The sequence below is a fragment of the Streptomyces sp. NPDC031418 genome (assembly GCF_055581605.1).
This window is the reverse complement of sequence record NZ_JBVIJC010000009.1, coordinates 237,674-257,992: the sequence shown is the minus strand read 5'-3', so window position 1 is coordinate 257,992 and position 20,319 is coordinate 237,674. Positions and strand designations below refer to the sequence as shown.

General features: G+C 72.0%; 19 protein-coding genes and 1 tRNA gene. 12 read left to right on the top strand and 8 right to left on the bottom strand.

Annotated features, from left to right (window positions below):
- Positions 1-80: 80 nt before the first annotated feature.
- Positions 81-1,772, top strand: coding sequence for a phenylacetic acid degradation protein PaaN (gene paaN, locus ACZ5CZ_RS15600; RefSeq protein ID WP_468942993.1), 1,692 nt, complete (start codon positions 81-83; stop codon positions 1,770-1,772).
- A 24-nt stretch (positions 1,773-1,796) separates the two neighbouring features.
- On the opposite strand, the gene ACZ5CZ_RS15595 is transcribed toward paaN, so the two are convergent.
- The 3 genes from ACZ5CZ_RS15595 to ACZ5CZ_RS15585 are packed head-to-tail and all read right to left on the bottom strand — an operon-like array spanning position 1,797 to position 4,569.
- A complete protein-coding gene (locus ACZ5CZ_RS15595; RefSeq protein WP_468942991.1) occupies positions 1,797-2,552 on the bottom strand; it encodes a TrmH family RNA methyltransferase in 756 nt (251 codons plus the stop codon).
- The gene (locus ACZ5CZ_RS15590) at positions 2,549-3,808 is read right to left on the bottom strand and encodes an HTTM domain-containing protein (RefSeq protein WP_468942988.1); all 1,260 of its coding nucleotides are present in this window, start codon (positions 3,806-3,808) and stop codon (positions 2,549-2,551) included. The genes ACZ5CZ_RS15595 and ACZ5CZ_RS15590 overlap by 4 nt, the downstream gene beginning before the upstream one ends.
- A complete protein-coding gene (locus tag ACZ5CZ_RS15585; protein ID WP_468942985.1) occupies positions 3,805-4,569 on the bottom strand; it encodes a DUF5819 family protein in 765 nt (254 codons plus the stop codon). Before ACZ5CZ_RS15585 ends, ACZ5CZ_RS15590 begins: the two co-directional genes overlap by 4 nt.
- 398 nt (positions 4,570-4,967) lie before the next feature.
- Between ACZ5CZ_RS15585 and paaA the strand changes: the two genes are divergently transcribed.
- From paaA to ACZ5CZ_RS15560, 5 genes are all read left to right on the top strand, one after another.
- The gene (gene paaA / locus ACZ5CZ_RS15580; RefSeq protein WP_468942983.1) at positions 4,968-6,002 is read left to right on the top strand and encodes a 1,2-phenylacetyl-CoA epoxidase subunit PaaA; all 1,035 of its coding nucleotides are present in this window, start codon (positions 4,968-4,970) and stop codon (positions 6,000-6,002) included.
- Positions 5,999-6,289: a 1,2-phenylacetyl-CoA epoxidase subunit PaaB gene (gene paaB / locus ACZ5CZ_RS15575; RefSeq protein ID WP_385841602.1), complete on the top strand. Its 291-nt coding sequence runs from the start codon at positions 5,999-6,001 to the stop codon at positions 6,287-6,289. Before paaA ends, paaB begins: the two co-directional genes overlap by 4 nt.
- Positions 6,290-6,381: 92 nt before the next feature.
- The gene (gene paaC, locus ACZ5CZ_RS15570; protein ID WP_385841809.1) at positions 6,382-7,083 is read left to right on the top strand and encodes a 1,2-phenylacetyl-CoA epoxidase subunit PaaC; all 702 of its coding nucleotides are present in this window, start codon (positions 6,382-6,384) and stop codon (positions 7,081-7,083) included.
- Positions 7,077-7,631, top strand: a complete 555-nt coding sequence (gene paaD, locus ACZ5CZ_RS15565; protein WP_468942980.1) for a 1,2-phenylacetyl-CoA epoxidase subunit PaaD — start codon at positions 7,077-7,079, stop codon at positions 7,629-7,631. Before paaC ends, paaD begins: the two co-directional genes overlap by 7 nt.
- Positions 7,631-8,695, top strand: a complete 1,065-nt coding sequence (locus tag ACZ5CZ_RS15560; RefSeq protein WP_385841600.1) for a 2Fe-2S iron-sulfur cluster-binding protein — start codon at positions 7,631-7,633, stop codon at positions 8,693-8,695. The genes paaD and ACZ5CZ_RS15560 overlap by 1 nt, the downstream gene beginning before the upstream one ends.
- 51 nt (positions 8,696-8,746) lie before the next feature.
- On the opposite strand, the gene ACZ5CZ_RS15555 is transcribed toward ACZ5CZ_RS15560, so the two are convergent.
- A complete protein-coding gene (locus ACZ5CZ_RS15555; protein ID WP_385841599.1) occupies positions 8,747-9,139 on the bottom strand; it encodes a hypothetical protein in 393 nt (130 codons plus the stop codon).
- A gap of 147 nt (positions 9,140-9,286) precedes the next feature.
- On the opposite strand from ACZ5CZ_RS15555, the gene ACZ5CZ_RS15550 reads away from it, so the two are divergent.
- Positions 9,287-10,429: an acyl-CoA dehydrogenase family protein gene (locus ACZ5CZ_RS15550; protein WP_468942977.1), complete on the top strand. Its 1,143-nt coding sequence runs from the start codon at positions 9,287-9,289 to the stop codon at positions 10,427-10,429.
- Positions 10,430-10,539: 110 nt separating this feature from the next.
- Here ACZ5CZ_RS15550 and ACZ5CZ_RS15545 read toward each other — a convergent pair whose 3' ends face one another.
- The 4 genes from ACZ5CZ_RS15545 to ACZ5CZ_RS15530 form a co-directional block, all read right to left on the bottom strand.
- Complete coding sequence (locus tag ACZ5CZ_RS15545; RefSeq protein WP_385841808.1) at positions 10,540-10,869, bottom strand: rhodanese-like domain-containing protein; 330 nt, start codon at positions 10,867-10,869, stop codon at positions 10,540-10,542.
- 49 nt (positions 10,870-10,918) lie between these two features.
- Positions 10,919-11,731 (bottom strand): hypothetical protein, encoded by an 813-nt coding sequence (locus ACZ5CZ_RS15540; protein WP_385841596.1) that lies wholly within the window; start codon positions 11,729-11,731, stop codon positions 10,919-10,921.
- A 184-nt stretch (positions 11,732-11,915) separates the two neighbouring features.
- The gene (locus ACZ5CZ_RS15535) at positions 11,916-13,361 is read right to left on the bottom strand and encodes a DUF2252 domain-containing protein (RefSeq protein ID WP_468942974.1); all 1,446 of its coding nucleotides are present in this window, start codon (positions 13,359-13,361) and stop codon (positions 11,916-11,918) included.
- Positions 13,362-13,616: 255 nt separating this feature from the next.
- Positions 13,617-13,700, bottom strand: a tRNA-Leu gene (locus ACZ5CZ_RS15530).
- 398 nt (positions 13,701-14,098) lie between these two features.
- Between ACZ5CZ_RS15530 and ACZ5CZ_RS15525 the strand changes: the two genes are divergently transcribed.
- From ACZ5CZ_RS15525 to ACZ5CZ_RS15505, 5 genes are all read left to right on the top strand, one after another.
- Complete coding sequence (locus ACZ5CZ_RS15525) at positions 14,099-14,944, top strand: FhaA domain-containing protein (RefSeq protein WP_385841594.1); 846 nt, start codon at positions 14,099-14,101, stop codon at positions 14,942-14,944.
- A gap of 10 nt (positions 14,945-14,954) precedes the next feature.
- The gene (locus ACZ5CZ_RS15520; protein ID WP_385841592.1) at positions 14,955-15,488 is read left to right on the top strand and encodes an FHA domain-containing protein FhaB/FipA; all 534 of its coding nucleotides are present in this window, start codon (positions 14,955-14,957) and stop codon (positions 15,486-15,488) included.
- 143 nt (positions 15,489-15,631) lie between these two features.
- Positions 15,632-17,182 (top strand): Stp1/IreP family PP2C-type Ser/Thr phosphatase, encoded by a 1,551-nt coding sequence (locus ACZ5CZ_RS15515; RefSeq protein ID WP_385841807.1) that lies wholly within the window; start codon positions 15,632-15,634, stop codon positions 17,180-17,182.
- Between the two features lie 27 nt (positions 17,183-17,209).
- A complete protein-coding gene (locus tag ACZ5CZ_RS15510) occupies positions 17,210-18,661 on the top strand; it encodes an FtsW/RodA/SpoVE family cell cycle protein (RefSeq protein WP_385841591.1) in 1,452 nt (483 codons plus the stop codon).
- A complete protein-coding gene (locus ACZ5CZ_RS15505; RefSeq protein ID WP_468942970.1) occupies positions 18,658-20,136 on the top strand; it encodes a peptidoglycan D,D-transpeptidase FtsI family protein in 1,479 nt (492 codons plus the stop codon). Before ACZ5CZ_RS15510 ends, ACZ5CZ_RS15505 begins: the two co-directional genes overlap by 4 nt.
- Positions 20,137-20,319 lie beyond the last annotated feature (183 nt).

Here is a 20,319-nt window from a genome sequence, read left to right as displayed (position 1 = left end):
TGACCGGCTGTTCCCGCCCCTGTTTCTGCCCAGGTCATGAACTCGACGAAGAGTTCCCCCAGACGAGGAGTTGGTCCCTCATGGCCGCCGAACCGACCGCGCCCGAGCTGATCGCGAAGCACCGGCCCACTCTCGACCAGGCCCTGGAAGCGATCCGCACGCGTGCGTACTGGTCCCCGCATCCCGAGCACCCGAAGGCGTACGGCGAGCACGGCAGCCTGGACGCCGCCGCGGGCAAGGCCGCCTTCGACGCCCTGCTGGGCACCCGTGTCGACCTCGGTCAGCCGGGCACCGACGACTGGGTGGGCGGCGAGGTCTCGCCGTACGGCATCGAGCTGGGCGTCACCTACCCGCACGCGGACCTGGATGTGCTGCTGCCCTCGATGAAGGCGGGCCAGGGGGCCTGGCGGGACGCGGGCGCGGAGGTCCGGGCCGTGGTCTGCCTGGAGATCCTCAAGCGGATCAGCGACCGCACCCACGAGTTCGCGCACGCCGTCATGCACACCAGCGGCCAGGCGTTCATGATGGCGTTCCAGGCGGGCGGCCCGCACGCCCAGGACCGCGGCCTGGAAGCGGTGGCGTACGCGTACGCGGAGCAGGTCCGCACGCCGGGCACGGCGGAGTGGAGCAAGCCGCAGGGCAAGCGGGACCCGCTGGTCCTCACCAAGGACTTCACGCCGGTCCCGCGCGGCATCGGCCTGGTCATCGGCTGCAACACCTTCCCGACGTGGAACGGCTACCCGGGCCTGTTCGCCTCCCTCGCGACCGGCAACGCCGTCCTGGTCAAGCCGCACCCGCGCGCGGTGCTGCCGCTCGCGCTGACCGTGCAGGTGGCCCGGGAGGTGCTCACCGAGGCGGGCTTCGACCCCAACCTGGTGGCGCTGGCGGCCGAGCGCCCGGGAGAGGGCATCGCCAAGACCCTCGCCACCCGCCCCGAGATCAGGATCATCGACTACACCGGCTCGACGGCCTTCGGCGACTGGCTGGAGACCCACGCCCGCCAGGCGCAGGTCTACACGGAGAAGGCCGGCGTCAACACGGTGATCGTGCACTCCACCGGCGACTACAAGGGCATGCTGTCCAACCTGGCGTTCTCGCTGTCCCTGTACAGCGGCCAGATGTGCACCACCCCGCAGAACCTGCTCATCCCCCGGGACGGCATCCGCACCGACGAGGGCCCCAAGACCTTCGACGAGGTCGCCGCCGACCTCGCCCGCGCGGTCGACGGCCTGCTCGGCGACGACGCCCGCGCGAACGCCCTGCTGGGCGCCATCGTCAACCCGGACGTCAAGGCCCGCCTGGAGGCCGCGGCCGGTCTCGGCGAGGTCGCCCTCGCCTCCCGCGAGATCAGCAACCCGGAGTTCCCGGACGCCGTCGTCCGCACGCCCGTCATCGTCAAGCTGGACGGCGCCAAGCCGGACGACCAGGCCGCCTACATGAGCGAGTGCTTCGGCCCCGTCTCCTTCGCCGTCGCGGTCGACTCGGTGACCGACGCGGTGGAGCTGCTGCGGCGCACGGTCCGCGAGAAGGGCGCGATGACGGTCGGCGCCTACACCATCGACGCCGAGGTGGAGCGGGCGATCGAGGAGGTCTGCCTGGAGGAGGCCGCCCAGCTGTCCCTCAACCTCACCGGCGGGGTGTACGTCAACCAGACCGCCGCCTTCTCCGACTTCCACGGCTCGGGCGGCAACCCGGCGGCCAACGCCGCACTGTGCGACGGCGCCTTCGTGGCCAACCGGTTCCGGGTGGTGGAGGTCCGCCGCGAGGGCTGACGGGAGGGCCGAAGAACCCCCGGGCTAGGAAGCCGGGGGTGCGCCCCCGGTGAGGCTCCAGTGGTACAGCGTCATCGCCACGCTGGTGGCGAGGTTGTAGCTGGAGACCTGGGGGCGCATCGGCAGCCGCAGCAGATGGTCGGCACGCGCGCGCAGCTCGGCCGAGAGCCCGCTGCGCTCCGAGCCGAACGCCAGGACGGCGTCGTCGGGCAGCGCGGTGCCGCGGATGTCCTGGCCCTCGGGGTCCAGGGCGAACAGCGGCCCCGCGGGCAGCTCCTCGACGCCGAGCCGCTCCACCACGGTCGCGAAGTGCAGTCCCGCGCCGCCGCGCACCACCGTGGGGTGCCAGGGGTCGAGCGTGCCCGTGGTGACCACCCCGGTCGCCCCGAACCCGGCGGCCAGCCGGATCACGGCGCCCGCGTTGCCGAGGTTGCGCGGGTTGTCCAGGACCACGACCGGCGCGGTGCGGGGCGTGCGGGCGAGCGTCCGCAGTCCGGCCTCGCGGGACGGTCGTACGGCGAGGGCGGCGACCCCGGTCGGATGCGGGCGCGGGACGAGCGAGGCGTACGTCTGTGCGGACACCTCGGTCAGCAGCGCGTCCAGCGTGTCCCGCACGTCCTCGGCCAGCTCGGCGGCGAGCGCGAGTACGGCCCCCCGGTCGGTGGCGACCGCGACCGGCACCTCGGCACCGAAGCGCAGCGCGTGCTTCAGGGCGTGGAAGCCGTCCAGCAGCACGGCGGCACCGGCGTGCTCGCGCCAGCGGATCAGCGGGTCGGTCATGCGGTGAACCCTACGGCGCCGGGGGCGCTCTCCTCGGGGCTCGCACCGGGGCTCGTCCCGGAGCCCGTTTCGGGGCTCGCTTCGGAGCGCGGCGCGGGCACCGCGCCGTCACCCTGCCCGGCGAACCGCCCCCGCGCGCGCAGCGCCAGCGCCTGGATCCGGCGCAGGAAGGACGTCGGCAGGAAGACCGCGTCCGCGGTGATCATCGCCAGGGAGAAGAACGGCAGGCCGAGGACGACCGCGATCACCGCGTGCTCGGCCATCATCAGCACCAGCAGGACGTTCTTGACCCGCCGGTTGAACACCGTGAACGGGAAGGCGACCTGCACCATGACCGTGCCGTAGGCCGCGATCGTCATCATGATGCCGCTGGCCGACATCAGATCGGCGAGACCGGGCCAGGGCGTGAAGTAGTCCAGGTGCAGCGGGTAGTAGACGGCGGTGCCGTCCTGCCAGCGCGAGCCCTGGATCTTGTACCAGCCGGCCGTGGCGTAGATCAGGCACGCCTCCGCCGCGATCACGAACATGGCGCCGTTGTGCAGCACGTTCGCGATCACGTCCAGCAGGATCCGCGGCTGCGGCGACGTCGCCGCCCGGCGTCCGACCGCCCACCACAGGCCGAGCCCGGCCCACGCCGTCCACAGCAGCGCGGGGACCAGCCAGCCGTTGTCGAACCGGCCGGTCGCCGTCACCGTGACCAGGGCCAGTCCGAGCACCGTCCACAGCGCGGGGCCCGTCCAGTCGGCGGGCACCCGCTCGCCCCGCTCCCGTGCCGCCGCCTCGCGTGCCGCCCGCCGGGCGTCCAGCGACCACAGCCGACCGCAGCGGGTGAACACCAGGTAGAAGGACATCAGGTGCAGCACGTTGTCGCCGCCGTCGCCCACGAAGACACTGCGGTTCTGGAGCGACAGCACGCCCACCATGAACAGCACCGACGCGGTCCGGGTGCGCCAGCCGAGCAGCAGGGCCGCGCTGGCCAGGATCGCCAGCACGTAGAAGCACTCGAACCAGAGCTGCCCGTCGGACCACAGCAGGGCCGTGAAGGCGTGGTTGTCGGTGGTCAGCTGCTTGGCGAGGTTCCAGCCCCAGGGGCCGGCGGGCCCGTACAGCTCCTGGCGGTGCGGGTACTCGCGGAGCAGGAACAGCAGCCAGGTCCCGGCGAAGCCGATACGGATCACGGCGCTCTGGTACGGCGCGAGCGCCTCCCCGGTGACCTTGGCGATCCCCCGCGAGAGGGTCAGGGAGAACCGGTTCACCGCACACCTCCGGCGGCCTCGTCGGCGGTCACCGTCCACCACGGCAGCACGCGGTAGACCGGCTTGTCGGGCACCTGTTCACGGCTCCACTTCGGTGGCTGCACATTGGTGGTGACGGAACGGACCTGCACCCGCTGGATGACACCGTCACGGCTGGTCGGATCGGTCCGGTAGAGCCGCATCACCACGATCCGGCGCACGTACTGCTCGGACAGCGAGCCGCGCATGCCGACCGGGCGGTTGTCGTTGGTGTGCGTGGCGACGAGGAAGTCCCAGGCACGACGGACCTCGTTCTGCTGGGTGTGGCTGGGCAACAGGTTGCCGTCGATTGCCGCCCCGTCCTGCGCGGACAGGTCGATCCAGCCGGTGGTCCGCACACTGCCGTCCTTCATCTGCACCTCGGCGCGCACCTGGACGGCGATGTTCTGCTGGAGCGGGTTCGGCGCGAAAAGCTTCCAGTTCTGCTCGAACTCCGGGTAGACCCAGTCCTCCACCATCGTGCCGTGCTGCTTGGTCACCGCGTTCGCGGGGGCGACGCTGAGGAACACCATCAGCAGATGCACCCCGGCGGCGACCGCGACCACCGCGAGCGCCAGCGCCGCCGCGACCTGGTAGCGGGGGGAGAGAGCGGCGACACCGGTGGGCGGCGGGGACGGCTGCGCCGGATCCGGCACCGGAACCTCGTCCGGCACCGGAGCGCCCCCTCCGGGCTGCTGGGCCGGGGTGTCCGGGGGCCCCGAGTCCTCGTCGTACGCGTCCATTGCGCCCCGTCCCCCGTTTCGGTCAGTGGTCAGCTCGATGTCCGGGCCGGCGCTTCGGCTGAGCGGGTGACACGGCCGCACCCTGGGCACCGCATGTGTCACGAGCACCTCTCTTTGCCCGGCACTAGCACGGAACGGTACTCAGCCCCGGGCCGCGGGCGCAGCCCCGGGTACAACCGAGGGCCGTGGCGCTCACCACGAAAGGCCGCCGCCGGTCGGCCGGCGCCACCTGTCCCCACCTGCCCGGCGCGCTGATCCGCCGGGTTGTCCACAGGTGGCGCGGGGAGTTTTCCACAGCGGTTGACACCCCGCGGCGGCCCGGCACACCATGGATGCGCACGGACCGAACGATCGGTCGGGACGGAATCAATCACAGAGCCCGAGGTCAGGGGGACCGCATGGCCACAGCAGCCGCCGCGCAGCGCACGGCCGGCCCGGAACCGGACGGCGCACCGGACGCCACCGTCGACACGACGGAGTACCAGCACGCCTTCGACGCGGCCGTGGCCGCCGACGAGCGCATCGAACCGCGCGACTGGATGCCCGACGCCTACCGCTCGACCCTGGTCAGGCAGATTGCCCAGCACGCCCACTCCGAGATCATCGGCATGCAGCCGGAGGCGAACTGGATCACCCGCGCCCCCTCCCTGCGCCGCAAGGCCATCCTGATGGCCAAGGTCCAGGACGAGGCCGGCCACGGCCTGTATCTGTACAGCGCGGCCGAGACCCTCGGCGTCAGCCGCGAGGAGCTGCTCGACAAGCTGCACAGCGGCCGCCAGAAGTACTCCTCGATCTTCAACTACCCGACGCTGACCTGGGCGGACGTCGGCGCGATCGGCTGGCTGGTGGACGGCGCCGCGATCACCAACCAGGTCCCCCTGTGCCGCTGCTCGTACGGCCCGTACGCGCGCGCCATGGTGCGGATCTGCAAGGAGGAGTCCTTCCACCAGCGCCAGGGCTACGAGCTGCTGCTGGCCCTGAGCAAGGGCACCCCGGAGCAGCACGCGATGGCACAGGACGCGGTGGACCGCTGGTGGTGGCCCTCGCTGATGATGTTCGGCCCGCCCGACGACGAGTCCCAGCACTCGGCGCAGTCGATGGAGTGGAAGATCAAGCGCCACTCCAACGACGAGCTGCGCCAGCGCTTCGTCGACATCTGCGTCCCCCAGGCGGAGTCCCTCGGCCTCACCCTCCCCGACCCGGAGCTGCGGTGGAACGAGGAGCGCGGACACCACGACTTCGGCCCGATCGACTGGACCGAGTTCTGGGACGTCCTCAAGGGCAACGGCCCGTGCAACGACCAGCGGATCACCCAGCGCCGGCGCGCGCACGACGAGGGCGCGTGGGTCCGGGAGGCCGCCGCGGCCCACGCGGCCAAGCACACCCGCGCCCCCGCCGGGGCGGCACACGAGACAGGAGCAGCGCGAGCATGAGCAGCACCACCGACTGGCCCCTGTGGGAGGTCTTCGTGCGTTCCCGGCGCGGCCTGTCCCACACCCACGCCGGCAGCCTGCACGCCCCCGACGCCGAGCTGGCCCTGCGCAACGCCCGCGATCTGTACACCCGGCGAGGCGAGGGCGTGTCGATCTGGGTGGTCCCGGCCACCGCGATCACCGCGTCCTCCCCGGACGAGAAGGACCCGTTCTTCGAGCCGGCCGCCGACAAGCCCTACCGGCACCCCACCTTCTACGAGATCCCGGAAGGGGTGAAGCACCTGTGACCGCCACCGGTTCCGCCACCGGCACCCCGCCCGAGCCCGGCACCACGCCCGAGCCCGCGGCCGACCCCGCCACCGGTTCCGCCACCCTCCCGGTGGGCGCCGCGCTCGCGCTCGGTGACGACGCCCTGGTGCTCTCCCACCGCCTCGGGGAGTGGGCCGGACACGCCCCGGTGCTGGAGGAGGAGGTCGCCCTGGCCAACATCGCCCTGGACCTGCTCGGTCAGGCCCGGGTGCTGCTGTCCATGGTGGGCGACGAGGACGAACTGGCCTACCTCCGCGAGGAGCGGGCCTTCCGCAACCTCCAGCTGGTCGAGCAGCCGAACGGCGACTTCGCCCACACCATCGCCCGCCAGCTGTACTTCTCCACCTACCAGCATCTGCTCTTCGCCGAACTCGCCGCCGGGGACGGCCCGTTCGCCCCGCTCGCGGCGAAGGCGGTGAAGGAGGTCGCCTACCACCGCGACCACGCCGAGCAGTGGACGCTGCGGCTGGGCGACGGCACGGCCACCAGCCAGGAGCGGATGCAGCGCGCCTGCGACGCGCTGTGGCGGTTCACCGGGGAGATGTTCCAGCCGGTGGAGGGCCTGGCCGTCGACTGGCCGGCCCTGGAGTCCCGCTGGCTGGAGTCGGTGACCGAGGTGCTCGGCCGGGCCACCCTGACCGTCCCGGAGGGACCGCGCACCGGCGCCTGGTCGGCCGGGGCCGGCCGGCAGGGCCTGCACACCGAACCCTTCGGCCGGATGCTCGCCGAGATGCAGCACCTGCACCGCAGCCACCCGGGGGCGTCATGGTGACCGCCACCGCCCTGGAGGCGGAGCTGCTGGAGCTGGCCGGCTCGGTGCCCGACCCCGAGCTGCCCGTGCTCACGCTCCAGGAGCTGGGCGTGGTGCGCGCGGTGCACATCAGCGGCCCGGACGCGGTCGAGGTCGAGCTGACCCCGACCTACACCGGCTGCCCGGCCGTGGAGACGATGACCCTCGACATCGAACGGGTCCTCCACCAGCACGGCATGCGCGAGGTCACCGTGCGCAAGGTGCTCAGCCCCGCGTGGTCGACCGACGACATCAGCGAGGAAGGGCGCCGCAAGCTGCGGGAGTTCGGCATCGCTCCGCCCCGCGTGCGCAGCGCCGCCGGCCCGGTGCCGCTGGCCCTCGGCCCCACACGCACGCTCGAGGCGGACAGCCCCACGCGCACGCTCGAGGCGGACACCGAGCCCGTCCACTGCCCGCACTGCGGTGCGGCCGAGACCGAGCTGCTGAGCCGGTTCTCCTCCACCGCCTGCAAGGCGCTGCGCCGGTGCCTGTCTTGCCGGGAACCGTTCGACCACTTCAAGGAGTTGTGATGGCCCGCTTCCACCCGCTCCCGGTGGCCGCGGTCGACCGGCTCACCGACGACTCCGTCGCCCTCACCTTCGCCGTCCCGCCCGGACTGCGCGAGGAGTACCGGCACGCACCCGGACAGCATCTCGCACTGCGCCGGCAGGCCGACGGCACCGAGATCCGGCGCACCTACTCGATCTGCTCCCCGGCGCCCGACCCGGCCGGGCCGGGACCGGACACCCTCCAGGTCGGGGTGCGGCTGGTCGAGGGCGGGGCGTTCTCCACCTACGCGCTGAAGGAGATCGCCGTCGGGGACGAGCTGGAGGTGATGACCCCGGCCGGCCGCTTCACCCTGGAACCGGCCCCGGGGCTGTACGCGGCGATCGTCGGCGGCAGCGGCATCACACCGGTCCTGTCCATCGTCTCCACCCTGCTGGCCCGGGAGCCCGAGGCCCGGTTCTGCCTGATACGGAGCGACCGCACGGCCGCCTCGACGATGTTCCTGGAAGAGGTCGCCGATCTGAAGGACCGCTACCCGGAGCGGTTCCAGCTGGTGACCGTGCTCTCCCGGGAGGAGCAGCAGGCGGGCCTGCCGTCCGGGCGGCTGGACGAGGACCGGCTGACCGGGCTGCTGCCCGCGCTGCTGCCGGCCGAGCAGGTCGCGGGCTGGTTCCTGTGCGGGCCGTACGGGCTGGTGCAGGGCGCGGAGCGGGCACTGCGCACGCTGGGCGTGGACGGCTCCCGGGTCCATCAGGAGATCTTCCATGTGGACGCGGGCTCGCCCCAGGCGGCCACCGCCCAGGCCCCCGCGCACAGCACCGTCACCGCCCGGCTCGACGGACGCGGCGGCTCCTGGCCGGTGCGGGACGGCGAGTCCCTGCTGGAGACGGTGCTGCGCAACCGCCCGGACGCGCCCTACGCCTGCAAGGGCGGGGTCTGCGGGACCTGCCGGGCCTTCGTGGTCTCGGGCGAGGTCCGGATGGACCGCAACTTCGCGCTGGAGAAGGAGGAGACGGAGGCCGGCTATGTCCTGGCGTGCCAGTCGCATCCGCTGACCGAGGAGGTGGAGCTGGACTTCGACCGCTGACGGAGACGCCCCGCCTCACCCCCGCCCCGCCCCCGCCTGTGACCGAGCGCTTCAGTCGGCGAGTCGGTTCGCGGAAAGCAGCCACCGCCAGCGTCGACGCTCCGTGACGAGGGTGGCGGCGACCAACAGGGTCACCGGGACCGCTGCCCAGGCGGGCCAGGCCAGCCACGAGGAGACCACGGCCGCGACGAGTTGGAGCAGCACCAGCAGGATCGTGGCCCAGCCCGGCACCGCGATGATCACATTGGCCTTGTCCCCCGGGGTGGAGAACAGCGTCGGAAGGCCGATCAGGACCAGCACGGACAGGGCGGCGAGCAGGACCGAGTAGCCGGCCAGGGCCCAGGGGGTGGCCACCCACGCGACGAGTTCCGCCGCGAAGCGCAGGGCGGACGCAGCGCGGTCGTCCGGTCGTCTCGAGGTCGGTGCCCCACCCGCGTCGGTCACCTGCGGACGATCTCACGCCGCGCGGCTGACTGCCAGAGGTGGGGACGCCTCCGCCGTTCCCTTCTCCTAGAACCTGTTCTATCTTGACGGGCCGTCAGATGCTGTGTCGGACGGATCGGATGACGGTTTCCGCCGGGAGGACAGGCCGTGGACTTCACCTTCAGCGAGGAACAGCGGGCGGCGGCCGAGGCGGCGCGGGGGGTGTTCGCCGGGGTCGCGCCGGACGCGGTGCCCAGCCCGGCCCTCACCACCGGTGCCGTGGCCGAGGGCTTCGACCGGGAGCTGTGGTCCCGGCTCGCCGGCGCGGACCTGCTGAGCCTGTTGCTCGGCGAGGCGCACGGGGGCGCCGGACTGGACGCCATCGCGCTCTGCCTGGTGCTGCGCGAGGCGGCGAAGGTCCTCGCGCGGGTGCCGCTGCTGGAGCACAGCGCGGCCGCCGCAGCCGTACAGGCCTACGGCGGCCGGGAGTTGGCTCAGCGACTGCTGCCCCGGGCGGGGCGGGGCGAGCTGGTGCTCACCGTCGCGGCGCACGGCCGTACCGGCCACGAGCCGGCCGAACTCGCCGTCGGTGCGCGGCGGGAGGGCTCGGCATGGGTGCTGGACGGGGTGCAGACGGCGGTGCCGTGGGCGTACGACGCGGACCTCGTCGTCGTACCGGCACACCTCGGCGAGGCGGGGGCGGGGCGGACCGTGCTGGCGCTCGTGCCGCGCGAGGGGGACGGGGTGTCCCTCGCCGAGCAGGTGTCCACCAGCGGGGAGCGGCTGGCCGAGCTGCGGCTCACCTCCGCCCGGATCGACGCGGGGGAGGTCATCGAGGCCGAGGGGGCGTGGGAGTGGCTGCACGCGCTCCTCGCCACCGGGGTCTGCGCGCTGGCGCTCGGGCTGGGTGAGCGGGTGCTGCGGATGACCAGCGAGTACACCGGAAAGCGCGAGCAGTTCGGGTATCCGCTCGCCACCTTCCAGGCGGTGGCCGTCCAGGCCGCGGACCGGTACATCGACCTGCGTGCCATGGAGGCCACGCTCTGGCAGGCGGCGTGGCGGATCGCCTCGGGGGCGCCGGGGGCGCTGCCCGCCACCGGGGACGTCGCCGTGGCGAAGATCTGGGCGGCGGAGGGCGTGCGCCGGGTGGTGCAGACGGCACAGCATCTGCACGGCGGGTTCGGCGCGGACACCGACTACCCGCTGCACCGCTACCACGCCTGGGCCAAGCACCTGGAGCTGGCGCTGGGCCCCGCGGCGGCGTACGAGGAGCGGCTGGGGGACCTGCTGGCCGCCCACCCGCTGGGCTGACGGCCACGCACTCCGGCACCGGACCGGACCGGACCGGACCGGACCAAACCAGACTGAACCACACCGGACCAGACCGGACCGAACCAGACCAGCGTGATCGGGAGCGGGATCTACAGGACGTGACCCGGGTTGCCCTCGTCCGTGATCACCGGGCGGCCCGCGGCCTGCCAGACCTGCATGCCGCCGTCGACGTTCACGGCGTCGAGACCCTGCTGCACCAGGTACATGGTGACCTGGGCGGAGCGGCCGCCGGAGCGGCAGATGACATGGACGCGGCCGTCCTGCGGGGCGGCCTCGGTCAGCTCGCCGTACCGGGCCACGAAGTCGCTGAGGGGGATGTGCAGCGCCCCCTCGGCGTGGCCCGCCTGCCACTCGTCGTCCTCGCGGACGTCCAGCAGGAAGTCGCCGTCCTTGAGGTCCGTGACCTCGACCGTGGGCACACCAGCTCCGAAATTCATGCCTCCGACGCTACCCGAAGGCCGCGGCGGCTCAGTCCTGCGCGAGCAGGGCCGCCAGTTCCGCCTCCCGCTGGGCGATGTCGGCGCGCAGCCGCTCGCCGATCTCGTCGAGCAGGCCGTCGGGGTCGTCCGGGGCGAGCCGGAGCATGCCGGCGATCGCGCCGTCCTCCAGTTCCCGGGCGACGAGGGTGAGCAGTTCCTTGCGCTCGGCGAGCCATTCGAGGCGGGCGTACAGCTCCTCGGCGGGACTCGGACGCCGCTCGGGCGGCACCGGACCGGCCGCCCACTCCGCGGCCAGCTCCTCCAGCAGCGTGACGTCGCCGCGGGCATAGGCGGCGTTGACGCGGGTGAGGAAGTCCTCACGCCGCTGCCGCTCGTCCTCCTCCTGCGCCAGGTCGGGGTGGGCCTTGCGGGCCAGCTCGCGGTAGAGCTTGCGGGCCTCCTCGCTGGGCCGCACCCGCTCGGGCGGCCGTACCGCCTGATCGGTGAGCATGGCGGCGGCTTCCGGGAACAGCCCGTGGCCGTCCATCCAGCCGTGCAGCAGCTCCTCGACACCGGGGATGGGCAGCACCCGGGCGCGGGCTTCCTCGGCGCGGCGGAGGTCCTCCGGATCGCCGGTACGGGCGGCCTTCGCCTCGGCGATCTCGGCGTCCAGCTCCTCGATACGGGAGTAGAGCGGGCCGAGTCGCTGCTCGTGCAGCCGGGAGAAGTTCTCCACCTCGACCCGGAACGTCTCGACGGCGATCTCGTACTCGATCAAGGCCTGCTCGGCGGCCCGTACGGCCTTCTCGAGCCGTTCCTCGGGCCGCGGGGCCTGGGACTGGTCGGCTTCCGGGGTCGTCACCCGCCCAGCGTAGCCGCTGCGCCCGCCCCCCCGGCCCGGGCGCCGGGCGCCGGGCGCCCCACCAGACCCCGGCCCCTGTCTCCCGAGCACTCTCCCCCAGCCCTCTCCCCGCGTCCTCTCCCCGAGCACCCTCCCCAAGCCCTCTCCCCGCGCCCTCTCCCCGCGCCGTCCTGCTCGCCCCTTCTCACACCCCCAGCTCGGCCGCGATCCGGCCGTTCCGTATCCCTGCGACCAGCTCGGCGTGGTCGGCCTCCGTGCGGTCGGCGTAGGCGACGGCGAAGTCGGCCATCGCCTCGTCCAGCTCCTCGTTCTTTCCGCAGTAGCCGGCGATCAGGCGCGGGTCGGCGCTGTGGGAGTGGGCGCGGGCCAGGAGCGCGCCGGTCATCCGGCCGTAGTCGTCGACCTGGTCGGCGGCGAGCGCGGCCGGGTCGACGCTGCCCTTGCGGTTGCGGAACTGGCGCACCTGGAAGGGGCGCCCCGCCACGCTCGTCCAGCCCAGCAGGAGGTCGCTCACGACCTGCATCCGCCGCTGCCCCAGGACCACCCGGCGGCCCTCGTGCGCCACCGGCGCCGTCGCGAAGCCGGCCGTGGCCAGATGCGGCAGCAGGGCCGAGGGGCGGGCCTCCTTCACCTGGAGGACCAGCGGCTGCTCGCGGTGGTCCAGGAGCAGGACGACGTACGACCGGGTGCCGACACTGCCGGTGCCGACCACGCGGAAGGCCACGTCGTGCACCGCGTGCCGGGCGAGCAGCGGGCGCCGGTCCTCGCCGAGGGTGTCGACGTACGGCTCCAGGGCGGCGGCGACCGCCGCGGCCTCGGCGTCCGGGATCCGGCGCAGCACCGGCGGGGCGTCGACGAAACGGCGTCCGCCGTCCGCGGCCGCCTCGGTCGCCTTCGCCGCGAACCGGCCGCTGGTGTTGGCCCGCGCCTTCTCCGAGACCCGCTGGAGGGTGCCGAGCAGGTCATGGGCGTCGGCGTGGGAGACGAGTTCCTCGTCGGCGATGGCGTTCCAGGCGTCCAGCACCGGCAGCCGGGCCAGCAGCCGCATGGTGCGGCGGTAGGCGCCGGCCGCGTCCCGGGCCGCCGCGCGGCAGGTGTCCTCGTCGGCGCCGGCTTCCCGCCCGGCCAGTACGAGCGAGGCCGCGAGCCGCTTGAGGTCCCACTCCCAGGGCCCGTGCACGGTCTCGTCGAAGTCGTTCAGGTCGATGACCAGGCCCCCGCGCGCATCGCCGTACAGGCCGAAGTTGGCCGCATGGGCGTCCCCGCAGATCTGGGTGCCGATCCCGGTCGTCGGGGTGCGGGCCAGGTCGTGGGCCATGAGCCCGGCCGAGCCGCGCAGGAAGGCGAACGGGGTGGCGGCCATCCGGCCCACCCGGATCGGGGTGAGTTCCGGGATCCGGCCGGCGTTGGACTCCTCGACCGCGCGCACCGCGTCCGGGCGGGAGGGGTCCAGGTCGAGAGTGCGGTGCGCGGTGCGCGGCACGCTCTTCCGGAGCGCCTTGCCCTCCTGCTTGGGCGAGCCCTGCGGGGGCCAGTGACCGAAGCCACGTACCCGCGGCAGCCGGCGCCCGGCCGCCCCCGCCCCGTCCGCTTCCAGCACGCCCGTCACACCCACACCGGCATCGGCCACCGGGACCGCCTCCCCCGCACAAGCCACGTCGAATCAATGGCGAATCAATTGCGAGCAGACGGTACAGCCGATGCCGGTCCGGCGGACCACCGCCCGAACCACCGCCCGAACTGCCGCGGGCGGAGCCGCCGCTGAGGCCTTCCTCACAACACGCCCCCCAACAGGCGTCGCAACACGCGTCACAACACACGGCGAAAACACAGCACAAAGAGGAGTGGGCGGCATCGTGATCACGATGCCGCCCACTCCGTGGTGTGCGCGAGGGGGGAGTTGAACCCCCACGCCCTTGCGGGCACTGGAACCTGAATCCAGCGCGTCTGCCTATTCCGCCACCCGCGCATTGGGTGTGTCTTCCGGTTCCTTCCCTTTCGGGCTGGCCCCTTCCGACATCGAGAACATTAGCACGTCGGACGGGGTGGGTTCACATCCCTTCCGCCCGCCCGGCCGGCGGCGCACCGGCCGCGCGGGTTCCCGGTGCCGTCCCGGCCGTCCCGGGGAGCCCCGCGTCTCGTATCAACCTCGTACCGTTCCGGGGGCATCTCCCCAGGAGCGGGCCGGGTCCACAGCCGGGTGCGGGACACTGGTCTTCACCCGGCTCTACGATCCTTGCGAGGAGAGTTCGAAGGGGAGCCGCTGGGGGAACCGGCTGATTGCCGGACGCGTAGATACGATCAGTGAGCAGTAACAGCACAACCACGTAAGCGAAGGCAGAGCGGCAGGGACGGAGGAGGTGCCCCATGGGAGTCCTGAAGAAGTTCGAGCAGCGTCTCGAAGGTCTGGTGAACGGCACCTTCGCCAAGGTCTTCAAGTCCGAGGTCCAGCCCGTGGAGATCGCCGGCGCGCTCCAGCGGGAGTGCGACAACAACGCCACCATCTGGAACCGTGACCGGACGGTCGTACCCAACGACTTCATCGTGGAGCTGAGCACGCCGGACTACGAGCGGCTGAGCCCCTACTCGGGCCAGCTCGGCGACGAGCTGGCCGGCATGGTGCGCGACTACGCCAAGCAGCAGCGCTACACCTTCATGGGACCGATCAAGGTCCACCTGGAGAAGGCCGACGATCTCGACACCGGCCTGTACCGGGTGCGCAGCCGTACCCTCGCCTCCTCCAGCAGCCAGCAGGCAGCACCTGCGCCGCAGGCCCCGCAGGCCCCCGGCGGCTACGGCCGCCCGCCGGCCGCCGCGCCCGCCGGCGCGCCCCCGATGCCCGCCACCCCGCCCCCCGGCGCCCGGCCCGGCGGCTACGGCTACCCGCAGCCCGCCCCGCAGCGGCCCGGAGCCGCGCCGGCGAGCGGCGGGCGCACCCGCTACTGGATCGAGATCAACGGCACCCGCCACCAGATCTCCCGCCCGACGCTGGTGCTGGGCCGCAGCACCGAGGCCGACGTGCGGATCGACGACCCCGGCGTCTCCCGCAGACACTGCGAGATCCGGACCGGGACGCCCTCGACGATCCAGGACCTCGGTTCCACCAACGGCATCGTGGTGGACGGGCAGCACACCACCCGCGCTACGCTCCGCGACGGCTCGCGGATCGTCGTGGGCAGCACCACCGTTATCTATAGGCAAGCCGAAGGGTGAAGCGGGGGCAATGTCAGAGCTGACCCTCACGGTCATGCGGCTGGGTTTCCTGGCCGTACTGTGGCTGTTCGTGATCGTGGCCGTGCAGGTCATCCGCAGCGACCTGTTCGGTACGCGCGTCACCCAGCGCGGATCGCGTAGGGAGGCCGGGCGCCAGCAGCAGACGGGCCGGCAGCCGGCGGCCCGGCAGCAGGCCGCGCCCCCGCAGCAGCGCGGGCAGCAGAGCGGTGGCCGGCGCGGTGGCCGCAATGCCCCCACCAAGCTGGTCGTGACCGAAGGCACACTGACCGGCACCACCGTCGCGCTCCAGGGCCAGACGGTCACGCTGGGCCGGGCGCACGACTCCACGATCGTGCTGGACGACGACTACGCCTCCAGCCGCCATGCCAGGATCTACCCGGACCAGGGCGGTCAGTGGATCGTCGAGGACCTGGGCTCCACCAACGGCACCTACCTGGACCGGTCCCGGCTGACGACTCCCACGCCGATCCCGCTGGGCGCGCCGATCCGCATCGGCAAGACCGTCATCGAGCTGCGGAAGTAGTGCTACATCATGAGTGAGCGCGAGCGGAGCGAGCACGCAGCGGCAGGCCGCCACCCGGCCGCCGCCGGCGCGCTCCCGACCGGAGGGTGGGCAGTGTGGCTCGACACGACCGGCTGTACCCGGAGCCGACGGGCGAGGTGGGCATGAGTCTGTCACTGCGCTTTGCCGCCGGATCGCACAAGGGCATGATCCGCGAGGGCAACGAGGACTCCGGTTACGCCGGCCCGCGGCTGCTCGCGATCGCCGACGGCATGGGCGGCCAGGCCGCCGGCGAGGTCGCCTCCTCCGAGGTGATCTCCACCCTGGTCACGCTCGACGACGACGTGCCCGGCTCCGACATCCTCACCTCGCTCGGCGCCGCCGTGCAGCGCGCCAACGACCAGCTGCGCACCATGGTCGAGGAGGACCCCCAGCTCGAGGGCATGGGCACCACCCTGACCGCGCTGCTGTGGACCGGACAGCGGCTCGGTCTCGTGCACGTCGGCGACTCGCGCGCCTATCTGCTGCGCGACGGCGCCCTCACCCAGATCACCCAGGACCACACCTGGGTGCAGCGGCTGGTGGACGAGGGCCGGATCACCGAGGAAGAGGCCACCACCCATCCGCAGCGCTCCCTGCTGATGCGCGCCCTCGGCAGCGGCGAGCACGTCGAGCCCGACCTGTCGATCCGCGAGGTCCGCGCCGGCGACCGCTATCTGATCTGCTCCGACGGCCTGTCCGGCGTCGTCTCCCACCAGACGATGGAGGAGACCCTCGCCAGCTACCAGGGCCCGCAGGAGACCGTGCAGGAGCTGATCCAGCTCGCGCTGCGCGGCGGCGGCCCCGACAACATCACCGTCATCGTCGCCGACGTCCTCGACCTGGACACCGGTGACACCCTCGCCGGGCAGCTGTCCGACCAGCCGGTCGTGGTCGGCGCCGTCGCCGAGAACCAGCACCACCTGCACGACAACGGCATCATGCAGACCCCCGCCGGCCGCGCCTCCCACCTGGGCCGGCAGTCCGGCAAGCACGGCCACGGCGGCGGCGAGTTCGGCCCGCCCGGCTCCGGCGACACCACCGGCTACGTCCCGGCCGGCTCCTTCGGCGACTACGCCGACGGCGAGTTCACCAAGCCGCGCGCCCGGCGCCCCTGGCTGAAGAGATCCCTGTACGGCGCCCTCGCCCTCGCCGTGATCGGCGGCGGCCTGTACGGCGGCTACCGGTGGACGCAGACCCAGTACTACGTCGGCGCCAACGGCGAGCACGTCGCGCTGTACCGCGGCATCAGCCAGAACCTGGCCTGGGTGTCGCTGTCGCAGGTGGAGAAGGACCACCCCGAGATCGAACTCAAGTACCTGCCGCCCTACCAGCAGAAGCAGGTCAAGGGCACGATCGCGGCGGGCGGTCTGCAACAGGCCCAGACGAAGATCGACGCGCTGTCCGTGCAGGCCTCCGCCTGCCGCAAGCAGGCCGAGCGGGCGGCCGCGGAGAAGAACGCCAAGACGAACCGGATCAAGGCCGCGGGCGGCACCGGAACCACCGCCGCCTCCTTCACGTCCAAGGCATCACCGACGCCGCACCCATCGGCGCCGACCTCCCCGACGTCCCCGACCGCGCCCTCCAAGTCCCCGTCCGCGACCGCCACTCCCCACCCCGGCCCGAGCCTCTCCGAGGATGAGCAGAAGGTCGTCGATCAGTGCGGCAAGCAGTGAGCCAGCCGTGAGAGGCCCCGTCACACGATGAGCAGTACGACAAACCCGCCGACGCACCACACGTCCACGATCGGCGCCATCGGCGCGCCGAGCCGCCGCAACACCGAGCTGGCCCTGCTGGTCTTCGCCGTGGCCATCCCGGTGTTCGCCTATGCCAACGTGGGCCTGGCCATCAGCGACAAGGTGCCCTCCGGGCTGCTGAGCTACGGACTGGGCCTCGGTCTGCTGGCCGGCGTCGCCCATCTCGTCGTACGGAAGTTCGCGCCGTACGCCGACCCGCTGCTGCTGCCGCTGGCGACGCTGCTCAACGGACTCGGACTCGTCGTGATCTGGCGCCTTGACCAGTCCAGGCTGCTCCAGAACCTGCCCCACTTCGCCCCCTCCGCGCCCAAGCAGCTGCTGAACAGCGCGCTGGGCATCGCCCTGTTCGCCGCGGTGCTGTTCTTCCTGAAGGACCACCGGGTCCTCCAGCGCTACACCTACATCTCGATGTTCGGCGCGCTGATCCTGCTGATCCTGCCGCTGGTGCCGGGCCTCGGCGCCGACATCTTCGGCGCCAAGATCTGGATCAGGGTGCCCGGCCTGGGCTCCCTCCAGCCCGGCGAGTTCGCCAAGATCGTCCTGGCGGTCTTCTTCGCCGGCTATCTGATGGTGAAGCGGGACGCCCTGGCCCTGGCCAGCCGCCGCTTCATGGGGCTCTACCTGCCGCGCGGCCGCGACCTCGGCCCGATCCTGGTCGTCTGGGCGATCTCGATCCTGATCCTGGTCTTCGAGACCGACCTCGGCACCTCGCTGCTGTTCTTCGGCATGTTCGTGATCATGCTGTACGTCGCCACCGAGCGGACCAGCTGGATCGTCTTCGGTCTGCTGATGTCCGCGGTCGGCGCCGTCGGCGTGGCCAGCTTCGAGCACCACATCCAGACGCGTGTGAACGCCTGGCTGGACCCGATGCGCGAGTACCAGCTGAGCCGTCAGATCACCCACGACGGCGTCCTCCACTCCGACCAGCTCCAGCAGTCGCTGTGGGCGTTCGGCTCCGGCGGCACCCTCGGCACCGGCTGGGGCCAGGGCCACTCGGACCTGATCAAGTTCGCCGCCAACTCCGACTTCGTCCTCGCCACCTTCGGCGAGGAGCTGGGCCTCGCCGGGATCATGGCGATCCTGCTGGTGTACGGCCTGATCGTGGAGCGCGGCCTGCGCACCGCCCTCGCCGCCCGCGACCCGTTCGGCAAGCTGCTCGCCGTCGGTCTGTCCGGCGCCTTCGCCCTCCAGGTCTTCGTCGTGGCCGGCGGTGTCATGGGGCTCATCCCGCTGACCGGTATGACCATGCCGTTCCTGGCCGCCGGTGGTTCGTCCGTGCTCGCCAACTGGGCGCTGATCGCCATCCTGATCCGGATCAGCGACACGGCGCGCCGCCCGGCGCCCGCGCCCGCCGCCAATCCCGACGCCGAGATGACCCAGGTGGTCCGCCCGTCATGAACAAGCCCCTGCGCCGGATCGCGATCTTCTGCGGCCTGCTCGTGCTGGCCCTGCTGATCCGCGACAACTACCTCCAGTACGTCCGGGCCGACCAGCTGAGCAGCGACAAGGACAACCGCCGGGTCGCCATCGAGCGCTACGCCCACCCGCGCGGCGACATCATCGTCGACGGCAAGGCGATAACCGGATCGGTCGAGGCCCAGAACGGCGACTTCAAGTACAAGCGGACCTACAAGGACGGCCCCATGTGGGCCCCGGTCACCGGCTACTCCTCGCAGGCCTTCGACGGCAGCCAGCTGGAGAAGATCAACGACGGCATCCTCAGCGGCACCGACGACCGGCTCTTCTTCCGCAACACCCTCGACATGCTCACGGGCAAGCAGAAGCAGGGCGGCAACGTCGTCACCACCCTCAACGCGGCCGCGCAGAAGGCGGCCTGGGACGGGCTGAAGTCGCGGGGCGGCAAGGGCGCCGTGGTCGCGCTGGAGCCGTCCACCGGCAAGATCCTCGCGCTGGCCTCCTACCCGTCGTACGACCCCTCGTCCTTCGCGGGCAACTCCACCACCGTGGACGCCAAGAACTGGAACGCGCTCCAGAAGAAGAACAACCCCGCCGACCCGATGCTCAACCGGGCGCTGCGCGAGACCTACCCGCCGGGCTCCACCTTCAAGGTGGTCACGGCCGCGGCCGCGCTGGAGAACGGGCTGTACACCTCGGCCGACCAGAACACGAACTCCCCGCTGCCGTGGACCATGCCGGGCACCCGGACCGAGCTGAAGAACGAGGGCAGCATCCCCTGCAAGAACGCCACCATGCGCGAGGCGCTGCGCTGGTCCTGCAACACCGTCTTCGGCAAGATCGGCGCGGACCTCGGCAACGACAAGATGCTGGCGGAGGCGAAGAAGTTCGGCTTCGACGCCGAGCAGTTCACCCCGGTCCGCTCCAACGCGTCGGTGTTCTCCAACGGCATGAACCAGTCGCAGACCGCGCTGTCCTCCATCGGCCAGTACAACACCGCCGCCACCCCGCTCCAGATGGCCATGGTCGTCTCGGCGGTCGCCAACGACGGCAAGCTGATGAAGCCGTACATGGTCGACAAGCTCCAGTCGTCCAACCTCGACACCCTGGAGCAGACCCAGCCGAAGGAGCTGAGCCAGCCGCTCTCCTCCAAGAACGCCCAGATCCTCCAGGACATGATGAAGACGGTCGTGGAGAAGGGCACCGGAACCAGGGCCCAGATCCCCGGCGTCACCGTCGGCGGCAAGACCGGCACCGCCCAGCACGGTGTGGCGAACAGCGCCAACCCGTACGCCTGGTTCATCTCCTTCGCCAAGCTCCCGGACGGCAGCAGCCCGGTCGCGGTGGCCGTGGTGATCGAGGACGAGAGTGCCAACCGTGACGACATCTCCGGCGGCGGCCTGGCCGCGCCGATCGCGAAGAACGTGATGGAGGCGGTCATCAAGTCCAAGAAGTGAGACCGTGGGCCCAGGGAGGCACGACAGTCACTCACACAAGTGAGCCCCCTCACACCTCCTTCACATCAGCGCACGTTGCGATACCGGTCCTGTATCGGGTTCCGGGCTTGGCCAGGTCATACAAAGCGAGCCGGGTACCGTAGGCCCGGACGGCAGCCTCGGACGCACACCTCTGTGACGGCC